The 23,054-nt window shown below is 58.7% G+C and carries 21 protein-coding genes, 1 tRNA gene, 3 pseudogenes and 1 riboswitch; of the genes and pseudogenes, 11 read left to right on the top strand and 14 right to left on the bottom strand.

All coding sequences use genetic code 11. The features are described from left to right. Positions 1 to 62: 62 nt before the first annotated feature. The 4 genes and pseudogenes from RBRH_RS08645 to RBRH_RS17310 all read right to left on the bottom strand — a co-directional run bounded on the left by RBRH_RS08645 (position 63) and on the right by RBRH_RS17310 (position 4,883). Complete coding sequence (locus tag RBRH_RS08645; protein ID WP_041753700.1) at positions 63 to 1,757, bottom strand: cyclic peptide export ABC transporter; 1,695 nt, start codon at positions 1,755 to 1,757, stop codon at positions 63 to 65. Positions 1,758 to 1,868: 111 nt separating this feature from the next. Then, the gene (locus RBRH_RS16280) at positions 1,869 to 2,849 is read right to left on the bottom strand and encodes a methyltransferase (protein ID WP_013435803.1); all 981 of its coding nucleotides are present in this window, start codon (positions 2,847 to 2,849) and stop codon (positions 1,869 to 1,871) included. A 50-nt stretch (positions 2,850 to 2,899) separates the two neighbouring features. Then, on the bottom strand, positions 2,900 to 4,591 hold the full coding sequence (locus RBRH_RS08635) for a carbamoyltransferase family protein (RefSeq protein WP_013435801.1): 1,692 nt from the start codon (positions 4,589 to 4,591) through the stop codon (positions 2,900 to 2,902). Positions 4,592 to 4,672: 81 nt separating this feature from the next. Continuing rightward, a pseudogene (locus RBRH_RS17310) lies at positions 4,673 to 4,883 on the bottom strand (MbtH family protein). Positions 4,884 to 6,121: 1,238 nt separating this feature from the next. Between RBRH_RS17310 and RBRH_RS08625 the strand changes: the two are divergent. The 5 genes and pseudogenes from RBRH_RS08625 to RBRH_RS08605 all read left to right on the top strand — a co-directional run. Then, positions 6,122 to 6,412, top strand: coding sequence for a muconolactone Delta-isomerase family protein (locus RBRH_RS08625; RefSeq protein ID WP_199180528.1), 291 nt, complete (start codon positions 6,122 to 6,124; stop codon positions 6,410 to 6,412). 17 nt (positions 6,413 to 6,429) lie between these two features. Beyond that, on the top strand, positions 6,430 to 7,281 hold the full coding sequence (locus tag RBRH_RS08620) for a dienelactone hydrolase family protein (protein ID WP_041754369.1): 852 nt from the start codon (positions 6,430 to 6,432) through the stop codon (positions 7,279 to 7,281). A gap of 504 nt (positions 7,282 to 7,785) precedes the next feature. Continuing rightward, positions 7,786 to 8,583 (top strand): annotated as a pseudogene (locus RBRH_RS08615) (GNAT family N-acetyltransferase); the annotation flags it as partial. Positions 8,584 to 9,003: 420 nt separating this feature from the next. After that, positions 9,004 to 9,855 (top strand): F-box protein, encoded by an 852-nt coding sequence (locus RBRH_RS08610; RefSeq protein WP_013435795.1) that lies wholly within the window; start codon positions 9,004 to 9,006, stop codon positions 9,853 to 9,855. 521 nt (positions 9,856 to 10,376) lie between these two features. Continuing rightward, a pseudogene (locus RBRH_RS08605) lies at positions 10,377 to 10,843 on the top strand (phage portal family protein); the annotation flags it as partial. A gap of 56 nt (positions 10,844 to 10,899) precedes the next feature. On the opposite strand, the gene RBRH_RS08600 reads toward RBRH_RS08605, so the two are convergent. From RBRH_RS08600 to ybgC, 10 genes are all read right to left on the bottom strand, one after another. Then, complete coding sequence (locus tag RBRH_RS08600) at positions 10,900 to 11,253, bottom strand: addiction module antidote protein (RefSeq protein WP_013435791.1); 354 nt, start codon at positions 11,251 to 11,253, stop codon at positions 10,900 to 10,902. Between the two features lie 2 nt (positions 11,254 to 11,255). Continuing rightward, complete coding sequence (locus tag RBRH_RS08595; protein ID WP_041753697.1) at positions 11,256 to 11,552, bottom strand: type II toxin-antitoxin system RelE/ParE family toxin; 297 nt, start codon at positions 11,550 to 11,552, stop codon at positions 11,256 to 11,258. 581 nt (positions 11,553 to 12,133) lie between these two features. Further along, positions 12,134 to 12,209: transfer RNA gene (locus RBRH_RS08590), tRNA-Lys, on the bottom strand. Between the two features lie 79 nt (positions 12,210 to 12,288). Further along, positions 12,289 to 13,038: a tol-pal system protein YbgF gene (gene ybgF / locus RBRH_RS08585; protein ID WP_013435789.1), complete on the bottom strand. Its 750-nt coding sequence runs from the start codon at positions 13,036 to 13,038 to the stop codon at positions 12,289 to 12,291. 17 nt (positions 13,039 to 13,055) lie between these two features. Next, complete coding sequence (gene pal / locus RBRH_RS08580; protein WP_013435788.1) at positions 13,056 to 13,565, bottom strand: peptidoglycan-associated lipoprotein Pal; 510 nt, start codon at positions 13,563 to 13,565, stop codon at positions 13,056 to 13,058. Between the two features lie 18 nt (positions 13,566 to 13,583). After that, entirely contained in the window at positions 13,584 to 14,876 is a 1,293-nt protein-coding gene (gene tolB / locus RBRH_RS08575) for a Tol-Pal system beta propeller repeat protein TolB (RefSeq protein WP_013435787.1), read from the bottom strand. Between the two features lie 142 nt (positions 14,877 to 15,018). Beyond that, complete coding sequence (tolA, locus tag RBRH_RS08570) at positions 15,019 to 15,981, bottom strand: cell envelope integrity protein TolA (RefSeq protein WP_013435786.1); 963 nt, start codon at positions 15,979 to 15,981, stop codon at positions 15,019 to 15,021. Continuing rightward, on the bottom strand, positions 15,978 to 16,430 hold the full coding sequence (gene tolR / locus RBRH_RS08565) for a protein TolR (protein WP_013435785.1): 453 nt from the start codon (positions 16,428 to 16,430) through the stop codon (positions 15,978 to 15,980). Before tolR ends, tolA begins: the two co-directional genes overlap by 4 nt. Before the next feature lie 11 nt (positions 16,431 to 16,441). Next, complete coding sequence (gene tolQ / locus RBRH_RS08560; protein ID WP_013435784.1) at positions 16,442 to 17,119, bottom strand: protein TolQ; 678 nt, start codon at positions 17,117 to 17,119, stop codon at positions 16,442 to 16,444. 55 nt (positions 17,120 to 17,174) lie between these two features. Next, the gene (gene ybgC, locus RBRH_RS08555; protein ID WP_041753696.1) at positions 17,175 to 17,648 is read right to left on the bottom strand and encodes a tol-pal system-associated acyl-CoA thioesterase; all 474 of its coding nucleotides are present in this window, start codon (positions 17,646 to 17,648) and stop codon (positions 17,175 to 17,177) included. A gap of 151 nt (positions 17,649 to 17,799) precedes the next feature. Continuing rightward, positions 17,800 to 17,898, top strand: a riboswitch (ZMP/ZTP riboswitch). 152 nt (positions 17,899 to 18,050) lie between these two features. Between ybgC and glyA the strand changes: the two genes are divergently transcribed. The 6 genes from glyA to RBRH_RS20250 all read left to right on the top strand — a co-directional run bounded on the left by glyA (position 18,051) and on the right by RBRH_RS20250 (position 22,977). Next, positions 18,051 to 19,298 (top strand): serine hydroxymethyltransferase, encoded by a 1,248-nt coding sequence (gene glyA / locus RBRH_RS08550; RefSeq protein ID WP_013435781.1) that lies wholly within the window; start codon positions 18,051 to 18,053, stop codon positions 19,296 to 19,298. Between the two features lie 18 nt (positions 19,299 to 19,316). Beyond that, positions 19,317 to 19,811 (top strand): transcriptional regulator NrdR, encoded by a 495-nt coding sequence (gene nrdR, locus RBRH_RS08545; RefSeq protein ID WP_013435780.1) that lies wholly within the window; start codon positions 19,317 to 19,319, stop codon positions 19,809 to 19,811. A gap of 244 nt (positions 19,812 to 20,055) precedes the next feature. After that, entirely contained in the window at positions 20,056 to 20,601 is a 546-nt protein-coding gene (locus tag RBRH_RS08540; protein ID WP_157864409.1) for a GspH/FimT family pseudopilin, read from the top strand. Continuing rightward, positions 20,598 to 21,095: a hypothetical protein gene (locus tag RBRH_RS16275; protein WP_013435778.1), complete on the top strand. Its 498-nt coding sequence runs from the start codon at positions 20,598 to 20,600 to the stop codon at positions 21,093 to 21,095. Before RBRH_RS08540 ends, RBRH_RS16275 begins: the two co-directional genes overlap by 4 nt. Continuing rightward, entirely contained in the window at positions 21,092 to 21,940 is an 849-nt protein-coding gene (locus tag RBRH_RS16270) for a PilW family protein (RefSeq protein WP_049786405.1), read from the top strand. Before RBRH_RS16275 ends, RBRH_RS16270 begins: the two co-directional genes overlap by 4 nt. Before the next feature lie 11 nt (positions 21,941 to 21,951). Further along, on the top strand, positions 21,952 to 22,977 hold the full coding sequence (locus RBRH_RS20250; RefSeq protein ID WP_232509285.1) for a prepilin-type N-terminal cleavage/methylation domain-containing protein: 1,026 nt from the start codon (positions 21,952 to 21,954) through the stop codon (positions 22,975 to 22,977). Positions 22,978 to 23,054 lie beyond the last annotated feature (77 nt).

Raw genomic sequence — 23,054 nt, 5'->3', positions numbered from 1 at the left:
TGGGGTAAACAGACAACCTGCCGCTTTCTTTGGCATTCGGTAGCCGATCGAAATAAAGCAAGTCATGCTGCCGAATTGGCAGCCATGCTGTTGGCAACGGAGAGGCTAGTTAGGCGCGTATCGGCGCCATCTGCCAGTGTGTCGGTGGCTGAATCGGACATCACGCGCCCGCCTTTGAGCACAATGAGACGGTCCGCCAAATGAAAAAAACGGTCATCGTGGCTAATGACGATCAACGTCTTGCCTTGCTGCTTGAGTTGTGGCAGCAATGTTAAATAAAAATGTTGGCGAAAACGAGGATCCTGATCTGCAGCCCATTCGTCAAAAAGGCACACTTCCCGATCTTCGGCATAACATTGCAACAATGCCAGCCTTTTTCGTTGCCCTGTTGAGAGACTGGTCTTTGAAAGCTTTCCCTGATCCACTGAGAGTTGTTCGTCTAATTCCAAATCGCGCAACAGCGCACGGATTTGCGCATCAGGCAACGCATCACCTTTCGCGTCAAGCACATCAGAGAACAGAAAGAAATCACCAAAAACGCTGGAAAAACGCTCCCTATATGCGCTCGATCCATAGGGAACGGGTTGTTCGTCCAAGCAAAGTCGCCCCGAGCTGGGCGGCAACAGGCCACACAGCAAGTGTATCAATGTGGATTTGCCGCTGCCGTTATCGCCCACAATAAATACCATTTCACCGCGGCGAATACTTAAATTAAATGGTCCAATGCCTTCACCTACCTTGCTTTCAGGATAGCGATAGCAAAGATCTTGTGCATGGATAGACTGCCATTTCGTATCGGTGTGCGACGTCGTATGCTCATCAGCCGTGACGTCCTGCGAGCGCAGATCCAGCCCGACGCGTTCAAGATGACGCAAGCTGCTCAAACCGGTGCTGACAGGCTGGCCAGAATGAATTAAAAAATTTAAGGGCCCTACGATAAACAGCGCACCGATGACAAAGCGCACAATCACATCGGACGGAAGCGCAAATGCGGCATAGCCCAGGTAGACCACCACAAACACGGTACCGTATGCCGAACCGGACGACCACGCCTCATTGAGGTTCCAGCGCAGATGAACCTGTCTCATCAACCTTTGCGCTTGCTCAATCGCGGGCAGCAATAGCACGTCATAAAAATGGTTGGCACGTGCTCGACTTAACAACATTTCCTTTTTGCCATCTGCAATCGCGTGAAAATGTTCAAACAATGCCTCTTCGCTGCGCCGCATTGCGTCAAGTGGTTTGCGAGTGGATTTGAGCAAGAATGCTGAGATTGCAAGCGGAATAGCCAGTCCTACCAGCAAGACAAGAAAGAGCTGAAACGACAGCGTGATTAAATAGATTGAACAGACTAGCACCAAGATAACGTTATAAGCGAGATGGGGTGCAAGTATGACCAGTGGACTAATACGGGTGATATCCTCGATCAAAACGCCAAATACGGTCGATTTATGGCCAACCAATTTGCAATAATCAACATCGATGAATTGTTTGGATAAATCTTTACGTAATTGGCCCACCAATCCGCTACTGAGCTTTGCCAGAATGATTTGTGAAACACCATTGACTAGACACAGCGCACCGAACCATCCCAGTGCCGTCACAAGGCAAACCCAATTGGGTTGTGGCAATCCTTGCGTTGCCAATCGATTGATATAGGCGAGCAGGCCGATCGTCAGCATTGCACCGGCAGACGAAAGGATCGCTGTGGCGAATAAGGGCCGGAAATACCGCTTCAGGTATTGAACCATCAACATCAATATCTTCCTTTTTCGCAGGCGGCGTTGCACTGTTACAAATTTTGCGCGATAGACCTCCGACTACGTCCGCCTTCGATGACCTACCCGTGATCACGGTTAGTGTGCTTGTCACATATAACAGGAATCCTGCGCCCCAAGGGGGGTCGTCCAGTTTTCGTAAATTTTATCGGCCACCTTTTCCGTGATGCTGCCTTGTCGTCCTTTTTTATATTTCATTATCAGCATATGGAGATGCGTGACGCCGTCATCGCGAGCAGTCTTTTTCATTTGGGAAACGACATCTTCGCCGTATCCAAAAATAGTGTTGAATCTGCCGACAAAATCATCATAGGAAATGGGCTGCCGGTCTAGAATAATCTCCACCGCTTGGCCTGGCAAATGATTCTCGAGAATTTCATATAGTTTGAATGGCTTCTTCGCATCTCCCGGCGCCATCGTGACCACCTGGAGCATGCCATCATCTGTTAAGTGCGGGTTGATATTGGACAATATCTTTTCAGCAAAATCCATCCCGTAAATGCCGGCTGCGGAATTGACGTAGTAATCGATTCCGGGTGGCGTAGGCTCGAACGGCGGGTTAGAACAAATAAAATCGAATTGCTTATCCTTGACAGATGCAAAAATATCCGAAGTGCTGCCATCCCGAATATCGAAATTCTTATCGATATGGTTGAGGATGGCGTTGTGTCCGGCCAATATTTTCGCTCTTGGGTTGACATCCAATCCAACACAAGAAGTGGCACCATTGAGTAGGCAAAAAATGCTCAATACGCCCGAGCCAACGCCGATGTCTAGGACGCTAGCCTGTTTCAAATCTTCTGCGGACGTGTAGTCCATGAAAAATAACTGTTCCGGCTGTATAGGAAGAACCTGATCAGCATGAGGATAGTGAAAGGCATCCGTCACGACCTTGATGGGATAGGGTGACGACAATAAATTATTTTTCTCGTCATGTTGACCATTCAAGCCATGATGCATTGAATTCCACTGGGCTATCGGCAAGCAGTCAGCTATTTGATGATGGCTTGCCGTCTGGCCATGGTTTTTCGTGATGAAAAAAATACATTTTTCTTCGTTTGTGTGGTGCATCGCGATGTTCCCGTATCATTCTGTTGTTGATCTAGCGATCAAACACTGGTTTATCTGACGACAAACCGATCGCCAATAAACAAAGCATCAATGGCCGTTCCCTGGAACGTCTTGATGGCATCCGATGGCGTGCAGACGATGGGTTCGCTATCGTTGAATGAGGTGTTGAGCACCACGGGTACACCGGTCATTTCAAAGAAATGCTGGATCAGCGCGTGGAATTTAGGGTTGCGCTCTCGACTGACCATCTGCACACGGGCGGAATGATCCTTATGCAGGACTGCTGGGATCGATGCTTGACGATCTTGTTTGGCCGGGCAGGCGAACAGCATCGATTGGTGGCTCATCGACGCTTGGCCCAGCTCGAACCAGTTGGCCGCTTCTTCAGCCAGTACGCTGGGTGCAAGAGGGCGAAATTCTTCGCGGTGCTTGACCTTCACATTGAGCACCTCGCGCATCGACGCGCTGCGGGGATCGGCCAGTAGTGAACGGTTACCCAGCGCGCGGGGACCAAATTCCATGCGGTCTTGAAACCAGGCTACGATCTTGCCGTCGGCGATCAGCGTGGCCGCATCGCGCGCGGGATCGGCGCTGTGTCGGGGCGACAGACCGGCGTCACGGAATGCGGCATCGATCGCCGCATCGGAAAACGCCGGGCCCAGGTACGGGTTGTCATCGGCCTGCGATGGACGTTGGCCGGAAAGCGAATAATAAAGATGCAGCGCCGCGCCAACCGCCGTGCCTGCGTCATGGGGCGCGGTGGGGACATACATTTGAGAGAACAAGCCGCTTTCCTTGATGACGGAATTGCTGACGCAATTTAGCGCGACACCGCCTGCATAGCACAATTTATCGGAGGCGGCGCGCTCACGCAGCTCGCGCACCAATCCCATCAGCGCGTGATCTGTGGCTTCTTGAAGGGCGGCGGCAACATGGCGGTGATGATCGAGGATCGGTTCTTTATCGGCTCGTGCCGGACCAAACAATGCCTCAATCCGCTCGAAGTCCGGCAGACGGAAATGGGCCACGTCCGGATCGATCGTATATCGGCCTGATTCTGAATTCAGAAGCTGCTTGAATGTCTCTCTGAAGACAGCGGGATCACCATAAGCGGCCAGCCCCATCAGCTTGCAAGCATCATATTCAGAAAAGCCCAAATATTTGCTCAGCTTTTCCCACAGGAACCCAAGCGAGTGCGGATAGGGCACCTGATCCAGTGTCGTTATTTTATTGCCGTCCCCACGCGCCAGCAAAGTACAGCCTGATTCGCCGATCCCGTCGACGACAAGGATCGCAGCCTGAGCGAAACCAGACGGATAGAAAGTCGAAGCGGCATGAGCGATATGATGCGGAACAAAGACTAATTTGCTGCCAAACTGGTGGTCTAACAGCGCATCGATTGCACCGGGAACTTGCTGGAGCTTGGCAAGGAAAATTTCCTCTCCCTCCGCACTTCCCCAATCACCCGGTAGGCTGAGCGAATCGAGCTTGAATTCACGCTTTCTGAGGGCGGGATCAAACGAGTAGGCGATCCCATCCAAATCCGTGGCTTTTAATCCTGCATGAGAAAGGCAAAACTGTATGCTGTTTTTCGGTAGCTCAGCCGGGCCACTTACACAAGCTTCTTTCGCATGCTTGATTCGGGTGAATCGCTCTTCTTCGACTGCCGCTACGATCTTGCCGTCGATGACAATCGACGCGGAGGATTCATGATAGGCGGAGTTGATGCCAAGGATTTTCATATCAATATGGTTCAGTCAAAAAGTGACAAAAAAGTAACTTCGCTTATCATGTAAGCGGATCAGCCGCGCCGGCGCTTTGGCTCAATCATCCTTGGCTTCAATTAGGCTTTTGGGCCGCATGTCAGTCCAATGCGTGTTGACATAATCAAGACAAGCTTGGCGTGTATCGGGTCCGTGCACCAGCTTGCCAGCCTGCAGGCACCTCGGCAAAATTTGGCCACAATGAATGCTGATTCTCGGAGTTAACCAGTACTAAGAAGCTTCCATTTGGGTCATCAAAGGGATTGGTCATACATTAACTCCTTTACTTCCGCTGGTTGATATGGTGGTAGTGCCTAAAAGAAGGAAAATGAATTTCTGACTGCACTGCATATACGCTTAAAACATTCAGACGTTCAAAACACTCAGCTTTACAGCATACGACAAGCGTGCAACTACCCCTGAGGGGGGCGATGGATGCCTGCCTCAGCATGACTTCAAAAATAGTTACCGTAGCGAAACTGACGAGTACGGATCAAGCTTGCATGCAAGACGCCAAAATAATGGTGATGTAAATGTGCTACGTGCAGCGTAAGCGCCTCACAGTATCTAAATTAAATACAGCGTCGAGAGGGGAGGAACGCAGACAGGATGGATAGGTACAGCAAGAAGCACTTCGTCATTTCCATTCGCTCCAGACATTACTTTCGTAAAACCGAACCTTTTTTGAGATGCACCTGTCCTGCTAGCGAATCACCCCATGGCTTCATAAACAGCGGATATGTACGGAGGTTAACGGTACCCAGTACCAACTGTCATGCTTGTCTAACTATAAAGTAGTTCAACTATAGAGAAGCTATTCAAAAAAGCCAAGCGCGCAGACCTAATTTAAACCGACAAATTTCGAATCGACATGCACAAAGTTGCAATTTGTTGGGTGTAATGCTGCATTGATTTATGTTTATGTTCATTATTGTGAATAATCGTTGTTCTTCAAACAGCGATGACAGGCGAGAGCGCTTCATTCGAGGAGCGAATGTGTGAGCAAATAATTTTTCTAGTTGTTGCGTACACAACATGCAGCGGCCTGTGGTAACGCGCATACGATGCTATAACATGCATGCGGCGCTAGAAAACGCATTGTCTGCTTATATTTGATAGATGTAAAGACGGAAGGCGCCATGACTCAAAACGTAGATGCTGCAGACTTTTAAATACGGTAATCGTCTATATTCGATTTTCGACGTCGCCGTCGATCCAGCACTCTGCTCACTATCCACGAGCGTTGACCCTGGCCCACAACCGTTTCGTGTCAAACGGGGCAGTTCCGGCATGTGCTCAGGCGCAATCCGTTGGATGAACCCATGGTCGGGCCCGGCTGATTCTTCGCGCATTTCCCGCAACGTGGCCTCGATCCCCACCGGCAGTGCGTGCAGGAGCATGGTCACCCGCGCAAGCGTTGCCCTGAAGTCAACGACATGCGGGCATTGCGTGCATTGTCGGCACATCGCCGTGCCGCTACACTCGACGCACGCTGAATCATGGAGTCGCATGATGCAATTTCTTGCCCTGTCGCGTTTGCGCACGGATCGTTATTCGGATGAGGACTTTGCCCCGTTGCTCGAGGACGAGGCCCAGCGTGCCCGCACGCTGTACATCGAGGGTTCGGTGCGCCAGATCTGGTATCGCGGCGACAAGCGCGGGGCCTGCTCGATTCTCGAAGCCGATTCCGAGCCGGCGGCCCGCGCGATGATCGAGTCGTTGCCGCTGGTCAAAGCCGGGATGCTCGAACTCGAGCACTTGGTGCCGCTACTGCCGTATCGCGGATTTGGTCCGCGCTGAGCATGAAGGACAGTCGAATGGACGACCCGAAGCTCAAGTCGAACAGTGCGCGCACCGCGATGGGCGCGCACGAGCGCGTATCGGCGGCGGCCGCGCCGGTGCAAGGCACCACGATCCATACCGACGCGCAAGGACTGGTGGTGGGCGAAACGAGCGTATCGTCGGTCGGCTTCGAGGTTCCGGTCTATTTTGCGAAGCCCGGTTCGGGCGGCGGCTTGCATCCGGTGTTGCTGGTTGTGTCGGAAGTATTCGGCGTGCATGCGCACATCGCGGACGTATGTCGGCGCTTTGCTAAGCTGGGCTACCTGGCGCTTGCACCAGACCTATTTGCGCGCCGTGGCGATGCTTCAGCGTACCAGACACTGCCTGAACTGATGCGCGAGGTGGTGTCCCAAACCGCCGATACCCAGGTGATTGCCGACCTCGACGCGGTCGCAGCGCATGTCGGTGTGCTGGGCGGGGACGTCGGCCGGCTGGGTGTCACAGGTTTTTGCTGGGGTGGCCGTATCACATGGCTCTATGCGGCGCATAACGCGGGCGTCAAGGCGGGCGTGGCATGGTACGGTCGGCTCGATGGCGACGTGACGGACTGCACGCCCGCCCATCCGGTCAGCGTAGTCTCCCGACTGTACGCGCCCGTACTGGGCTTGTATGGCGGACAAGACCCGATTGTGCCGGTGGCGCATCTAAGCGCGATGCGCGCCGGATTGGAGCAGGGTAGTCCCGCTGCCAGAACATCGCGTATTAATGTCTATCCGCACGCCGGACATGCATTTTTTGCCGACTATCGGGCGAGCTACCAGCCAGCCGACGCTGCGCAGGCATGGGGTGAGTGCTTGACGTGGTTGCGCTTGCACGGTGTTGCGTGACGTGCTTGGTAGCATCGTGCAGGCCATTGTGACGTGGCTCTTTTGATCGCTTGGCATGGGCGCACGGATGACCGGAACAGCACGCCATCCGCATCCCGCTCAGCGCGTTGCGCTAGTGGCTCGATCCTGCACGCTTCTTACAGGTGCAGCGCGGGGCGATCGCCGCCTACGGCCATCGAGCAAGACCTACTGGTTCGGCTGCGCATCCACCTGCACGGGCACGGCGACGTGCTGCTGGTCAGTCGTGCCTATGCAGGCCTGATCAACAGCTGTGAGTGGCCGATCCGGCGTACCCGTCAACAGTGAAGGTGCGGGCTCGTGCAACCATCTCGATGAAGCGGCAACGGACCGCGACGATCTAATGGGCAGCGTTGCCGTCGATTTTTTCGCACGCCGGGCGCGCCCGTTGCGCCATCCACTGCGGCTGGCACGATGAAAACCACCGATCTTGGCTCTTCTCACGGTATCGCTGGATGACTAAGATGTGCGTCAAACCCAACCGGCATGACGCCGGCCGTCACCGATGAGAGAACGACCTTGTCCGCTCCGACGAACAGATTTGGCCAGCCGATCGGGCGGCCGCTCGCCGATTGGTCCGCGCGCGCATACCCGCAGCGCGTGACGCTGCACGGACGCTATTGCCGGCTCGAACCGTTGCAGCCAGACCGGCATGCATCAGCGCTGTACGGCGCGTACGCAAAAGCGCCCGACGACCGGGACTGGACGTATCTGGCGGTCGGACCTTTTGACGATGAGATCAGTTATCGTCGCCACGCCGAAAGTGCCGCTGCGAGCACAGATCCATTGCATTTTGCGGTGATCAATCTGGCAAGCGGCCTGGCGGTCGGCACGCTCGCCTTGATGCGCATCGATCCGACAAACGGTGTCATCGAGGTGGGCTCGGTAGCATTCTCGCCGGAGCTGCAGCGCACACCGGCATCGACCGAAGCACAGTACCTGCTAATGAAGTACGTGTTCGACACGCTAGGATACCGTCGCTACGAGTGGAAGTGCGACAACCTGAACGCGCCATCACGCAAGGCGGCTGTTCGACTCGGCTTTCGCTACGAGGGCACGTTCCGGCAAGCCGTCGTCTATAAGGAACGCTCCCGCGACACGGCGTGGTTTTCGATCATCGATAGCGAATGGAGCGCGCTTGCCGCGGCGTTTGATGCATGGCTGTCGCCACAGAACTTCGATGCGCAATGCGCGCAGCGCCTTTGCCTCACGGCGATCCGCGCACAGCAGGCGGCAACTCGGCGTGCCGGTGCGCCGGTGACCGTCCGGCCGCTTGCCGCGTCGCGCACTGTATGACAACCTCGCGACGTATGCTGGCTTCATTCAATATCGCAAGGACATCGAATAGCGTCGCCACGGCATGGCCTGCGCAGAGGGGCTGCGATAGGCGCAGCGCGATAAAGCGTCCGGGACCCGCTCATGCATCGTAGACTACCGTTCGCTGGGGCGGACTTGACTTCGCGCACGCTGCGGCACGTGCGTCGCCAAGCGCCATCCTAATAGGACAAGCATGTCGGCCGCCATCGTACGCCGTGTCACCTATCGCCCTATTGAATAGGAGCGAGTGTTTTTTCGGTCGACACACGATGTCAATCCGACTGTATTGCGCTCGTACGCGGCAGCCTCGCCGCCAGGTCGGCTAGACTCAATTCGATTTCCGCAGGTGGCTAACACGCCAGAGCAGTGTAAGCCACCTAAGCTTTTTTGATTAAGGAGAAATGGATGCGCGGATGCTTATCTAGCCTAAATGTTCTTTCGATGGGGCGCCGGCGACAAAATACCGATCAGCCAAGCACGAGCAACGCCGCCAATCCGGCTGAGCACGGCGTGCCGAGCCAGAAGCCAACGCACAATGTGCTGTCTAAGTTAAAAAAACCAGCGCGACGATCGGCCGCCGGCATGTACGAAAAAACGGCCAATAAGAAGGTAGCGGACAACCCTATTTTCCACAAGCAAGTGCCAACTTCGTCTCCAAGTCGCCTCGAGACACTGCCTAATGAGACGTTGCAAGAAATTTTTCAGCATATGGACGCCAAAACGCTTGCGACTGTATCTCAAGCATCTAGGCGTTTGCACTATGAAGCCGCCCCGCAACTGGAGATAACGCGGGAAGTTCAGTGGATATTGGAATCAATCCCGCGCGTAAAGAATTTCCAAGGCTTCATCAGCTTGCTCGAACGCATCGAGCGACTTCCTGCTCATCGTCAAAGCGAGCCCGTTGCTGAATTGGGTGGGCAAATGCACACTTTGCTTTCACCCAAACATCGGCTAGAAGCTGGCAAAGCTTGGTTACGCGTTGCTGAACGGGTGCCGGCGCCCCGTCCTGCTTTGCTGGACGCCGTGGTGAGCGCCATACATAGGGATCCAGGATACCGTGAGTTTGACGTCCAGTCGGCTAGCGGCTTGTCAGCGCATCATAACGCGATGTTGGACATCATCCAGGGCGTGGCGGTTGAAGAAGTGATATTGCGGCATCGCGTTACAAGTCCTTGGGACGTGGTAAGTCTGCATCGCCAAGCCCGATACCAGTTAAAGCAACGCCAAGCAGGTACTTAATTTGGGAGAACGACCACATAGCATTGTGCTGCACGCCGTGCTGTTAAGCGCAACTGAAATCTGGGCCACTTCGCGCATGAGCGTGGAGCCCTGAAGCTGGGCCGGAAGACTATGGCAAAGTGATACGCTTGTTGGGCCTTCATCAAGAGGAGAAAGCCCACGTCGTCCAGAGGCTCGTATCGCCGTCACCGCGGCGAGTTTAAGCACTAGTTGTGTGCGCACATCGGTGCTGGCAAGGTTGGGCGCCGCGAAGCCTTGCATCTATGGCTTGTTAGCAAACCTGTTGTAGATGTGGTTAATGCATGCGCGTTGTGCTCGCGGGTGACATCGGCGTTAAGCTGCTCAAGCCGGGCATGCAAGACCTCAATTTGTTCGGCTTGATTGCGGCCGTGCTCGGCAATGGTTTCGATTGCGCGGGTCAAATCGCCGAATCGGTTTTCATCGCTTTGTCCCTTCTTTTTAACAAACCCCAGGATGTCGGCGATTTTGGTAAAGAGTTCACGCCCGGCACAATTCACCATTTGGTCGAGCCGGACGTGAATGAGGTGTACGGCTTGTCCGAGTACCTCGTCGCGCTGCACGCGGCGTGGCTCAACGAGTCGTCAACACTGTTTCGCCGTCGCTACTACGAGAACGGCAGCCATGCCGGCTTTATTCTGTACGTGACCGATCCGGCACAGAATCAGGACGATATCGACGAGATGCGCGCGGCGCTCAAAAGCGCGAAGGGGCCGGGCAATTCCGTAACCTTTTTTACTACGCGCCCCATGGCAAGAAGGACGGGATCCAGCTGATTCCGGTGTCGGAAGTGGCCGCCAAAGACGAGCTCTTCAATATCAAGAACGTGACACGCGACGATTTGCTTGCTGCGCATCGCGTGCCACTGCAACTGCTCAGCATCGTGCCAAGCAACGCGGGCGGGTTTGGCATGTCGGACACTGCCGCACGCGTATTCGGGCGCCACGCAATCCAGCCGCGGCAGGCGCGCCTCGGTCCAAACGCCATTGCGCCAGCGACACCGATCGCGTTTAGCCGCCAATGACGTTACGCGTGCGCGGCGGTACGCGCGCGCGCCCGAGTTGGCGCCGGCGCGGGTTCCGCCGCATGCACGGGCGATGCAATGATGGTCAGATGCAGTCCCAACGCGCGCACTACCTTCATGACCGTTGCGAACTCCGCGTTCCCACCTTCCGACAGAGCCCGATAGAGCGCTTCTCGCTTCACACCGGACTCGCGCGCGAGCGCGGTCATGCCGCGCGCCTTCGCGACGTTCCCGAGCGCGGCTTGAATCAGGCGCGGATCGCCATCCTCGAACGCTTGCGCCAGGTAGTGACGAACCGTTTCCTCGTCCTTTAGGTACTTCGAGCCGTCGAATTCAGTCAATTCGCTGATTTTCATACTTAATCCTCCAGTTCGCCGGCGAGCTTTTTCGCCAGTTTGATGTTCTTTTTCTGCGTTGATTTGTCGCCACCGCACAGCAGCACGACAATGATTTTGCCCCGCCGCACGAAGTAGGCGCGGTAGCCTAGACCAACGTCGATCTTCATCTCGCAGACGCCTTCGCCCACAGCACGCCAATACCCAAGATTGTCGAGCTTTGCGCGCTCGATGCGAACGTTAATCGCCGCGCTCGCGACCGGGGCGCGAACCTCGTCGAGCCACTCATCGAATTGAGGGGTGGTCAGAATTTTGAACATGACGCTATTGTAACCTATGGGGGACATCATGACGACTGCTTGCTCGCGCTCGTTCCCGTTCCGAGCGTTGATGGGCGCGGGCCGCGGCGCCTGCGGCGGCCGTCAGCAGTGCATGATCGTGGCACCGGTTTTCATGATATTCGGCACGGCACGCTCGCGTGCCCCATGCGGACAATCTGGGAAAGACTTATTTCACCCCATTGAAAGGGTTGAAGAGAAGGGGGGCATGCGGCCATGTTAGCCCCCTACGAATCGTTCAATTTCGCCCCCTGTCCAGAGAGGCGGCCGGGCATTCGAACACGGTCGTAGGGCCGCCCGCAGATTTTCCCTTTCAGGTCCTGTATAGCTGCGTGCCACCCGACCATAAGCAAGCGACCATCGTAGCGATGACAGCGCAAAACCTATGGGCGTAAAAAATTTGCTTGACTGACAGGAACGGCTTGCGCCGAAGCCAGCGGTCTGAAAACGAAAACTACACGCAGCAATGAACACGGGACCGCTCGGTATTAGACGCTATCTAATAACAAACGCATCGCCCAATGGAAAAGGGCCCGCACTCACGTGCAAGCCCTTGATTTCTTTGGTAGGCCGTACTGGATTCGAACCAGTGACCAACGGATTAAAAGTCCGCTGCTCTACCAGCTGAGCTAGCGACCCAAAGAGCAGAAAAGTATATCGATAAAAGAACGATTGGTCAAGCGAGCGACTTGCGGCGAGCCGCCGACCGGTACTAGCCCTATCGGATCTGCGACAATCGGCTTTGTGCCGCATGCGCGGCGTTTGATCCGCTGTACTGCGCGAGCACTTGTCCCAGTGTTCGCTTCGCGGATACCTTCTGTCCTTGCTCCAACTGGTTGTTCGCGATGGCGAGCAACGCCTCGGGCGCGCGCGGGTGTGTGGGGTACTTCGTCACGACACCCTGCCATACCGTCGTCGACGCCTTGTAGTCACGCTGCGCGTACAATGCATTGCCGAGCCAGTATTGTGCCGTCGGTTGATAGGGGCTGTTCGGATACTTCGACACGAACGCTTTGAATCCCGACGTCGCGCCCTTGAAATCACCGTTCTTGAATAGCTGCAGCGCCGCGTTGAACGCGTCCGTTTCGCCTGGCTGTACCTCGCCCTGGACGCCATCGATCGTCTGTTGCTGGGGTTCGAACTTCTTTAGTCGGGCGTCCAGATCGGCGTAGTAGTCACGCTGTTGCTTTTGCAGCGCGGCGACTTGATTGGCCAAGTCTTCGTTCTGTCCGCGCAACGTTGCCACCTGCTGGTTCAGTTGTTCAAGGCGGTTCGATTGATCGAGTATTGTGCGCTGTGCCGCGCTCATCTGGTTTGACAACGAGTCGGTTTTCGCGCGCAGATCTAGCACTGCCTGCCGTGCCTCGTTATCGTCGAACAGACCAGCGTGCGCGGGCGACGCGGCAAGCGCGGCGCCCGTCGCAGCTACGGCTGCAGCGACGCGCAGCCCCCTGAAACAGACTTTCATGCGTCAGTCACCGTCGGTTATTGATAAACGAGATCGGCGCGGCGATTCTGTGCCCACGATGCTTCATCGTGGCCCGTCGCAGCCGGTTTTTCCTTGCCCAGGCTTACCGCTTCCATCTGACTGTCGTTTACCCCGAGCAGTGCCAGCGTGCGACGCACCGACTCGGCACGCTTTTGGCCCAATGCCAGATTGTATTCGCTGGTACCGCGCTCGTCGGTGTTGCCTTGGATCAGCACGTGGCGTTGCGGATGGCCCTTCAGGTATTGCGCGTGGGCTTGCAGCAGCGGCTGATATTCATTGCTGACGGTGTAGCTATCAAAATCGAAGTAGATGCTGCGTTTGGCGAGCGGGCTGTTCGGGTGGTTGAGCTCGTCAACATTGACTTGCTGCACGTCGGTCGGCTGCGGTTGCGTGCTCACGGCGCCCCCCTTGGCGTTAGCGCCTTCGTCGAGCTTGACACCCGAGTGACACGCCGCCAATGCGCCCACCAGCAGCGCTGCAAAAACAATACGCAGTTTGGACATCATTTGAAGCTCTCCTTGTGATTATTGCATGAAAGGGCCCCAGGACGGCTCGCGCACGCCGCCGCCCGGGATCGACAACACCTGCCGTATGCTGCCGTCCGTTGAAACCGCGGCCAGCACCTGACGGCCATTGACCTGGGTCGCGTAGAGTAGGTATTGGCCATTCGCAGCGAAACTCGGTGATTCGTCGCGCGTCGTATCGGTGAGCGCCGTCGCGGACCCCGTCGACAGGTCTTGCAGATACAGCCTGAATGCACCCCCGACGCGCGAAATATACGCAAGCTCCTTGCCGTCTGGCGAGACGCGTGCACTGGTGTTGTAGCTGCCGTTGAACGTCACGCGCTGCGCGGCGCTCGCCGATTCGCCTTGTGCGGGCATCTTGTAGATTTGAGGCTGGCCGCCGCGGTCGCTGGTGAAGTAGATCGACTGGCCGTCCGGCGAGAAGGCCGGCTCGGTATCGATCGAATGGCCGCGGGTGAGGCGGCGCAAGCCGGAGCCATCGGCGTTGACGATAAAGATCTGCGTATTGCCGGTCAGCGACAGCGCTACCGCGAGCTTCGTGCCGTCCGGCGACCACGCCGGTGCACTGTTGTTGCCCTTTTGGTCGGATACCATCACGCGCCGGCCGGTTGGCAAGTCGTGGATGTACACGATCGGTTTCTTTCTTTCGAACGATACATAGGCGAGCTTCGTGCCGTCCGGCGACCACGTTGGAGAGATGATCGGCTCTGGACTCGTCAGCGCGATATGCTCGTTCTGGCCGTCCGAGTCGGAGATCTTGAGTTGATAACGTCCGCCGTGACGCGTCACATACGACAGCCGCGTGGCGAACATCCCGCGCGAGCCAAGGAGCTTCTGATAGATGTAATCGGCGGCCTTATGCGCGCTCATACGCAGCCCGCTTTCCGGGCTCACGAGTGAGAGCCCGCCCAAGCTTTGCTGCTTGATCGTATCGTACAGGCGGAATCGGACTTCATACTGGCCGTTCGCGAGCCGCGTGACGCTGCCGCCGACGAACGCGTTTGCCCCCTTGGCCTTCCAGCCGCCGAGATCGACTGAGTCGGACTCGGACACCGGCGCGCTACCCGCGTCGATGTTGCTGAACTTGCCGCTGCGGGCCAGGTTGGCCCGCACGATCGCCGCGATCTGCTGCGGCGAACTGGCCTCGTTTGTAAAGCTTGCCACCGCAATCGGGAACTGGGTTGAACCGACACCCGTGACGAGCACCGTCAGGTCGGCGCGCGCCGATACGCCGGCGGTGACGAGTAATGACGCAACTAGCGTTTTTAGCCCCAGTTTTTTGATCAAACTCATGCTTTTCCTACGTTTCCCTGACTACGTTATTGACGATTCCGCAACACGGCACAGACCGTGAAACGGGGCGATCGTTCCCTTGGCGCCATCGTGCTGCGAGCTTCACAAGCGTGCATGCGGATGCGCCTTAGTCAACGGTCGATCATCCGCTGGCAGGCCGCATCCGGATATTGAAGCCTGCCGGCGCCTTGCCATGAGTGTCTAGCGGCATCGGATCGGAGCGCTGGACCGCGCGCAGCGCTGCGTCGTCCCACTGCGCGTTACCACTGCTGCGCGCGATGCGTGCGTCGAGCAGTGCACCGTCGGGTGCGCAGCGTACGGCAATCAGCGTGTCCAGCCCTTCAGTGGGCCCGGACCAGATGACATTGGGCCGCACACGGCGCTGCACCTTGTCCGCATAGCCAGCCGACGTTGCGGTTCCGCCACTTCCCGTGCCTGTGCCGCTCTTGGCCAGTCCGTTACCCCCGGGCGCATCGCCGGCCAAGCCCTGCAACTGCGCCAGCCGCGCCCGACGCGCCTGGTCGAGCTTTTGGCGCGCGGCCTGCTCGGCCGCCTGCTTGGCCTTGGCCGCTTGTTGCTCCTGCTGTTTTTTCGCCTGGGCCAGCGCAAGCTTTTCCTGCTGCTCTTTCAACTGCTGCGCCTTCAACGCTTGCTGCTTTTTCAGCGCCTCTTGCCGTTGCTGCTCCGCGAGCTGCTGCTTGAGTTTCTCGGCCGCTGCTTTTTGCGCAGCGAGTTGCTGGCGGTGCGCGTCGGCTTGTTGCTCGGCCTGCCTGCGCACGTGCTCCTGTTCGGCCAGCTGCGCTTGGCGTTGCGCCTCTTGTTGCTTGCGCCGCTTTTCCTGTTGCAATGCGATGTCTGCTTCCTCGCGCTGGGCTGGCGGCGGTGCGAGTTGCGCCGGCGCGGGAGCAGAGGGGAGCGGGGCCGGCGTGCTCGGCACCTGCGTCCAGATTTCTGCTTCAACGCCGGCAGGCGTGCTGTTTTGCCATTTCATCCCGTGGTACAGAAAGAGCGCGAGCAGCACGTGCATCAACGCGGCGAGCGCGAGTGCGCGCAGCGTGCCGCGTTCCCGTGGCGGTTCAAACGGATATCCTGCTTTCGGCTTCATTTCGGCTTGACGAGCAGCCCGACACGCTTCACGCCGTTTGCTTTCAGCTCTGACATGACATTCATCACGATTTCGTATTTGACCGACTTGTCCGCGCCGATCACGACCGGCTGGTCGGGGTGGGTCTGCGCCCGGTCGGCGACAAAGTGGTTCAGGTCGACCAGCGTCATCGGCAATTCCTGCGTGGCGCCCGACGCGTCGTTCTTGTATTTAACACTCATGGTGCCGTCAGGCTTGAGATTGACGATAACGGGCGGCGTCTGCTCCTGTGGCGCAGTATGGCCGACCGTGGGCAGGTTGATGATTGACGGCGCGACAAGCGGAGCGGTCACCATGAAAATGACGAGCAGCACGAGCATCACGTCGATGTATGGAACGACGTTAATGTCGGACATCGCGCGGCGCGAACGGCCGCCGCGCAGACTGGAGCGGATCGGAGTGCCGGCCATCGGGTTCTCCGTCAGTGAGTCTGCCGTTGCAGGATGTTTGAGAATTCTTCGATGAAGGTCTCGAAGCGGATCGACAGGCGGTCGATGTCGTGTGCGTAGCGATTATAGGCGACCACCGCCGGGATGGCCGCGAACAGGCCAATGGCGGTGGCGACCAACGCCTCCGCGATGCCGGGCGCGACGCTGGCCAGCGTCGCCTGCTGCACGTTCGCAAGCCCGCGAAACGCGTTCATGATGCCCCAGACCGTGCCGAACAGGCCGATGTACGGGCTCACCGAGCCGACCGACGCAAGAAACGCTAGATTGGCTTCGAGCGCATCCATTTCGCGCTGGAACGCGGCACGCATCGCGCGACGTGCACCATCCAGTATCGCACCGGGGTCGGCGACGCGTTTTTCCTTGGCTTTTAGGAATTCACGCATGCCTGACTCGAAGATCCGCTCGAGGGCGCCAATCGTATGACGATTGTTCGCCGCGCTCTGGTAAAGCGACTGCAGCTCTCCACCTGACCAGAAATCGCGCTCGAACAATTCCGTCTGCGCGCGGGCGCGACGGATCGAGAACCATTTGCGGAAGATGAAAGTCCAGGACATGAGCGACAGCAACAGCAGCAGTGCCATGACGGCTTGCGCCAGCAGGCTTGCGTTCAATACAAGCGCAATGATCGAAAGGTCTTGTGCGTTATTCATGAGGATTCGTTGGGTGGAGCGGATCGGCTCACGTTCTGTACAGTGTCAACGCATGTCAGCGTGCGAGCGTTGACAGCCCCGCGTCGCGCGGGCCGCTCAGCAGCGCTTGGCGTACAGCGTCAGGCAGTGGCACGGGCCGGATTGTCGCGCGCTGGACGCAGGCCACGCGGATTGTGCTGGTGGACAGCACCTTGCCGTTGCAGCTTGCCTGTTGGTAAAAATCGACTGAGGCGGGGCCGAGCCGCTCGATGCGACTGTCGATGATGAGCACATCGTCCAGGCGCGCCGGGGCGCGGTAATCGACCGCGGTGCTGCGCACGACGAACATGATCTGCTGGGTGTCGGCCAGCCGTCGCTGGTCGATGCCACATGCGCGCAGCCACTCGGTGCGGGCCCGCTCGAAGAACTTCAGGTAATTGGCGTAGAAGACAATGCCGCCGGCGTCGGTGTCCTCGAAATATACGCGTACTGGCCACGTAAAGCCGGGCTGGGCTGCTGGTTCAGGCGAGATCATGTTCATCCGCGGGATTCTACCGGAACGCGTGTGGCAGTCTCGGGTAGTGAACGGTGTTGCGCTGCGTCCAGGCAGTCGCGACGTCGCAATGATGGAAAAATGAATGCTCGTTTTTAAATGCCACGCTTAGTTGCCTATTCAGTATCCTTCCAATACACTAACGCGCCTAACCCTGCGTAACTGGCGATAGCGACTTTCAAGTCGAAGGTGGAACGACCACCGTGAAGCGCGGGGTGCAGTCTTGCCGTTCGCCTGGGCAGCCGTGATCCGGTCGCAGTCGTTGCGTCACCCGGGCTGTCCTGTCCTTGCGTCATCGGAAGTCTTTTTCCGCTAAGCCGTTCCAGGACCGTATCTCTGCCGTGGGCGCGACAGTGCACCGATTCGGTCAACCGTTTGAACATTGAAGGGAATTGACGCATGTTTGACAAAGCCGAGCAAACCATTGCGAACGTCGATCCGCAGGTCTGGCAGGCGATTCAGAACGAGAACCGCCGGCAAGAAGACCATATCGAATTGATCGCGTCGGAAAACTATACGAGCCCGGCGGTGATGGCGGCCCAGGGCTCTCAACTGACCAACAAGTACGCCGAAGGGTATCCTGGCAAGCGCTACTACGGCGGTTGTGAATATGTCGATGTGGTCGAGCAGCTGGCGATCGAACGGGTCAAGCAGCTGTTTGGCGCGGAGGCGGCGAACGTACAACCCAATTCGGGTTCGCAGGCTAATCAGGGGGTGTTTTTCGCGGTGCTCAAGCCGGGCGATACGATTATGGGCATGAGCCTCGCGCACGGCGGCCACCTGACGCACGGCTCGCCGGTCAACCTGTCCGGCAAGTGGTTCAATGTCGTCAGCTACGGGCTGAACGAGAACGAGGACATCAACTATGACGCAGCCGAGCAGCTCGCGCAGCAGCACAAGCCGAAGCTGCTCGTCGCGGGCGCGTCGGCGTTCTCGTTGCGCATCGACTTCGAGCGCCTGGCACGGATCGCGAAGTCGGTCGGCGCCTATTTCATGGTGGACATGGCGCACTATGCGGGGCTGATTGCCGCCGGCGTCTATCCGAACCCGGTGCCGCATGCCGATTTCGTGACGACGACTACGCACAAGAGCTTGCGCGGTCCGCGTGGCGGTGTGATCCTGATGAAGGCCGAGTACGAGAAGGCGGTCAATTCAGCGATTTTCCCGGGCATCCAGGGCGGTCCGTTGATGCACGTGATCGCAGCGAAGGCCGTTGCGTTCAAGGAAGCGCTCGCGCCGCAGTTCAAGACCTACCAGCAGCAGGTCGTGGACAATGCGCGCGTGCTCGCCGAAACGCTGGTCAAGCGCGGCTTGCGGATCGTGTCCGGCCGCACCGAAAGCCATGTGATGCTGGTCGACCTGCGTGCGAAGCAGATCACGGGCAAGGCTGCGGAAGCCGCGTTGGGCGCCGCGCACATCACCGTGAACAAGAATGCGATCCCGAACGATCCGGAAAAGCCATTTGTGACTAGCGGCATCCGGCTCGGCTCGCCGGCCATGACCACGCGCGGTTTCGGTCCCGCCCAGGCCGAGCAGGTCGGCAATCTGATTGCCGATGTGCTGGACAAGCCGGACGACGCAGCGACGATTGAGCGGGTGCGCGGCCAGGTCGCCGAACTCACGCGCCGGTTTCCGGTGTACAAGTAAGCCGCGGGACGAATCGTTATGCGCTGCCCGTTTTGCCGGCACGACGACACCCAGGTGGTGGATTCGCGCGTGTCGGAGGACGGCGCAGCGATCCGTCGCCGCCGCCGCTGCCCAGCTTGCGACAAGCGTTTCACGACATACGAGCGGGTCGAGCTTGCGCTGCCGACGGTCGTCAAGAAGGATGGCACGCGAGTCGAATTTGACCGTCGCAAGATTTTGTCCAGCATGCAGCTTGCGTTACGCAAGCGGCCCGTGGCCGCCGAGGCGATCGACGAAGCGGTTGCGCGTGTCGAATACCAGTTGCTGGCATCCGGCGAGCGCGAGGTGCGCAGCGAACGGCTCGGCGAGTTGGTCATGGACGCGTTGCGCAAGCTCGACAAGATCGCCTACGTGCGTTTCGCGTCGGTGTATAAGCGCTTTGAGGACGTGTCCGAGTTCAAGAATCTGATCGATGAGTTTGGTCGATCTGCAGCCGGCACGCCCGGCCCTGCCTCGCGCAAGCGGCAATCGTAGGCGCCTCTGACGGCGTCATCGCGTTTCTCATTCTATATATCGCTGTTCCACCCCACCATTGAGCCGCACGGCGTGTAGTTCGACGTGCTGCGGCTCAGAATCCGCGACGCGAAGCGGGCACAAGCCTGTGGTCCGGCACCGTCGGCCATTCGGTCAATTGTTGCGCGCCGCACGCCGTCTTACAGTGTTCGTCAATGGCAACGCATCGGGCGTTGCGTGTCGCGGGCATCCAGGAGACGTGACGGTGGAACGATATCGAGCCGCGCGGCGGCGCGGATTCATGCTGACCGAGATCTGCACGGTCATGGCGATTTCATTGGCGTTAGCGGCATGGGTCATTCCGTCGCTCGACGAATGGCGTTCGCGTGAGCAAATTCGGGTGGCGGCGCGTGCACTGGCGCGCACGTTGTCGTTGGCTCGCAGCGAGGCCGTAGCGCGGCAGGCGCCGGTGACGGTCTGTCGCTCGGATGGTGCGGGCCGGTGCATCTTACCCGGCCGACCGTGCGCCACGGGCGCGCTGGACTGGTCCTGCGGCTGGCTGGTGCAGGCCCGGCAGCCTGGCGTCGGCGCGCGGCCGGTCGTGCTACACGCACAACCGGCTGTGAGCGAGGTAACGATCACTGGCAGTACGACGGAGATGAGGTTCCTGCCGCCTGCTGGCTTATCTGTTGGCACCTTTCGTGGCTTTGCGGTGCGCGCAGCGCGCGCGTCACCGCGTATTGCGGCGTTGCATGTCCGCCTTGCGGCAGGTGGCCGTGCGTTGATCCGTGCCGATGCGTATCGCAAATGAGTTTTGTGCGCGGCTTGCCGAGCCGGCTGTGCAAGGCCGGCGTGATTCCGCCCATGGCTCGGGCGCCATGGCGCGCGCTACGTGTACCGCGGCTGGGCGTGACCGGTGCCACGATGATCGAGGCCGCGATGGCCACTGCATTGGCTGCGGTGACCATCGTTGGTGTGGGCGCGGCGTGGCAGGCGATGGTGCGCTCGGATCAAGCTTTGTCGAATCGCATGCGAGCGGCGTTGATCGCGGACGCCGCGCTCGAGTTGATGCGCGCCGGACACCCGCAATCCGTGGCGCTCGCGCATGCGAGTCGGGATGCGTCACGCCAACTGCTTGACGGTACCGTGACGGTGGAACGCGATCCGGACGGTGCCAACGTGCTCATGCTCGAATGGTCGGAACTGGCCACCGACGCGTCGCAGCGGGCGGCGGCGTGCCGCGGGACGATCGTGCCGCCCGACGGATATGTGCGCCGCTGCCTATTGCTGGGCTTTCTCGAATGATCAGCACGTCATGCAGGCGCGATGAGGGGCATACGCTGGTGGAATTGCTCCTTTCATCGACCATTGGCTTAATGCTCATGCTCTTGCTAGCCGGGTCCTACGGTACGCTCAGTGGGGTGCTCGGTCATGTCGACGAGACCCGCCGAGCCGCGGCCGCCGGCCTACAGGCGCTGGAGATCATTGTGGCGCATGCAAGGCTTGCCGGAATGCCGCGAGCTTTCCCACAGACATGGCGTGCCTCAACGACTTCAACGGCGACGCAGGCCGCCGAAGCATCCGATGTACCCGTTGGGGATGAGACGATCCGAGACCCGCCGATCTTCGGTTGTGAGCGCGGCATACCCGAGCGCGAGCAAGCTGGGCGGTGCCGCGCGGTCATGCACGATTCGGACGGCGTGGTTTTTCGGTATGCGGCTGACCCCGTGGCGACCTGGCCATCGAAAGACAACTGGCCCACTGATTGCCTGGGCCAGAACGTGACGGGCGATACGATTGCGGTGCGTTTCTACGTGCAGGCGAGTACGCCCGAGCAACCGGAGCTTTATTGCCGGGGCAATGGCCACGACGTGGCGGCACAGCCGTTGGTCGAGGGTATCGAACAGTTACGGTTGTCCTATTGGCTTGCCGGCGCTCACGCCGCGGTTCGCGCGTCGTCGTTATCCGAGTCGGACTGGCGTCGTATCGTAGCCATCGATGTCTGCGTCGTGTCGCGCGGACCGGTGGCCATGCGTCCGACGGCCTACCTCGACTGCGACGGCAATCGGGTGACGCCGGCCGATCGACGGGTCCGTACCGTCTGGATGCGCCGCGTGGCGATTCGCAACGTCGTTGCGGGCGGCGCGTGATGACGCGTGTGATGTTCAGGCAGCGTGGCAGCGCGCTGCCGTTCGTGTTGATATTCGCCGCCGCGTTGACCGCATTGCTCGGATCATCATTAGACGCGTTGCGCTCGACGGCGCGCATGGAGCGTGGATTCATCGCGCATATCGAAGCATTTCATGCGGCGGATTCAGCGCTGCGATGGTGCGAACGTTACGTGACGCATGCGTATGACATCGGCACACCGATCCATGGTGCCACACCCGACCCGATGCAGGCCGCGCCCGGATGGCATCAGCGCGCGCTATTCGACGAGGAGGCCGATAGCGCGATACAACCGGTGCGTCGTTGGCGTGCCGGCGGGCGGGCACCGCAGTGCCTGATCGAGGCGGTGAATGTTTCGGAGGCTGGCGCGGTCGCTTATCTGCTGACCGCGCGCGGCTTCGCGGTCGATGAAGAGAGCGAGATATGGTTGCAGGCGATTATGTGGGGTGGCGAGACGCAGACGGACGGTGCGTACTGGATGGCGGTTCGTGGCCCGCAGGCCGTTTTGAGCACGGTGCGACGCCGGGGCATGACGCTGGTCGAACTGGCGGTGGCATTGGCGCTTGTTGCTATTCTCGCAACGTATGCGTTGCCGGTGTATCGTGAGCAAATGCGTCGCGGCATGCGGGTAGCTGCCGTCAGCGCCGTTTACCGCGCCGCTCACCATGTCGAGATCCAACACATACAGCGTGCGCCGGCGCTCGGCGGGGCTGGCGTCGCCACGGATCCCATTGTCCTTCCAGCGGAATTGGTGCGCGTGCCGCCGGGTGCGCGCGCCGCCTATGCGCTGCGGGTTACCGGCGCGACGCGGTCCAATGGCGGGTACTCTGTGATAGCTGAGCCGCTGCAAGATGGTCCGATGGCCGACGATCACCTGTGCGGTGCATTCCGGCTCGATGCCACTGGGCAGCGAAGCAATGCCGGCGCTGCCGGGGCCGCCGGCGGCGCTGCCAGCCCGTCGAACCCAGCGGGCATCCTTTCACGATGGCACGAGCATGCGTATTGCTGGACTCGATGATGCGCGCAACCACGCCGGCGCGGGATGTCACTACGGCATGCCAGCGCGTCAACGAGTGGCAGTCGCGCGTAGCGTGA

Source organism: Mycetohabitans rhizoxinica HKI 454, assembly GCF_000198775.1.
GTDB lineage: Bacteria > Pseudomonadota > Gammaproteobacteria > Burkholderiales > Burkholderiaceae > Mycetohabitans > Mycetohabitans rhizoxinica.
Note: the sequence above shows the minus strand (reverse complement) of the source record. Positions and strands in the feature narration are given on the sequence as shown.

Bases quoted from the DNA above. Each gene is read 5' to 3' on its own strand.
- RBRH_RS08645 (WP_041753700.1), bottom strand. From the start codon at position 1,757: ATGTTGATGGTTCAATACCTGAAGCGGTATTTCCGGCCCTTATTCGCC.
- RBRH_RS16280 (WP_013435803.1), bottom strand. From the start codon at position 2,849: ATGCACCACACAAACGAAGAAAAATGTATTTTTTTCATCACGAAAAAC.
- RBRH_RS08635 (WP_013435801.1), bottom strand. From the start codon at position 4,591: ATGAAAATCCTTGGCATCAACTCCGCCTATCATGAATCCTCCGCGTCG.
- RBRH_RS08625 (WP_199180528.1), top strand. From the start codon at position 6,122: ATGATGCAATTTCTTGCCCTGTCGCGTTTGCGCACGGATCGTTATTCG.
- RBRH_RS08620 (WP_041754369.1), top strand. From the start codon at position 6,430: ATGGACGACCCGAAGCTCAAGTCGAACAGTGCGCGCACCGCGATGGGC.
- RBRH_RS08600 (WP_013435791.1), bottom strand. From the start codon at position 11,253: ATGAAAATCAGCGAATTGACTGAATTCGACGGCTCGAAGTACCTAAAG.
- RBRH_RS08595 (WP_041753697.1), bottom strand. From the start codon at position 11,552: ATGTTCAAAATTCTGACCACCCCTCAATTCGATGAGTGGCTCGACGAG.
- ybgF (WP_013435789.1), bottom strand. From the start codon at position 13,038: ATGAAAGTCTGTTTCAGGGGGCTGCGCGTCGCTGCAGCCGTAGCTGCG.
- pal (WP_013435788.1), bottom strand. From the start codon at position 13,565: ATGATGTCCAAACTGCGTATTGTTTTTGCAGCGCTGCTGGTGGGCGCA.
- tolB (WP_013435787.1), bottom strand. From the start codon at position 14,876: ATGAGTTTGATCAAAAAACTGGGGCTAAAAACGCTAGTTGCGTCATTA.
- tolA (WP_013435786.1), bottom strand. From the start codon at position 15,981: ATGAAGCCGAAAGCAGGATATCCGTTTGAACCGCCACGGGAACGCGGC.
- tolR (WP_013435785.1), bottom strand. From the start codon at position 16,430: ATGGCCGGCACTCCGATCCGCTCCAGTCTGCGCGGCGGCCGTTCGCGC.
- tolQ (WP_013435784.1), bottom strand. From the start codon at position 17,119: ATGAATAACGCACAAGACCTTTCGATCATTGCGCTTGTATTGAACGCA.
- glyA (WP_013435781.1), top strand. From the start codon at position 18,051: ATGTTTGACAAAGCCGAGCAAACCATTGCGAACGTCGATCCGCAGGTC.
- nrdR (WP_013435780.1), top strand. From the start codon at position 19,317: ATGCGCTGCCCGTTTTGCCGGCACGACGACACCCAGGTGGTGGATTCG.
- RBRH_RS16275 (WP_013435778.1), top strand. From the start codon at position 20,598: ATGAGTTTTGTGCGCGGCTTGCCGAGCCGGCTGTGCAAGGCCGGCGTG.
- RBRH_RS16270 (WP_049786405.1), top strand. From the start codon at position 21,092: ATGATCAGCACGTCATGCAGGCGCGATGAGGGGCATACGCTGGTGGAA.
- RBRH_RS20250 (WP_232509285.1), top strand. From the start codon at position 21,952: ATGTTCAGGCAGCGTGGCAGCGCGCTGCCGTTCGTGTTGATATTCGCC.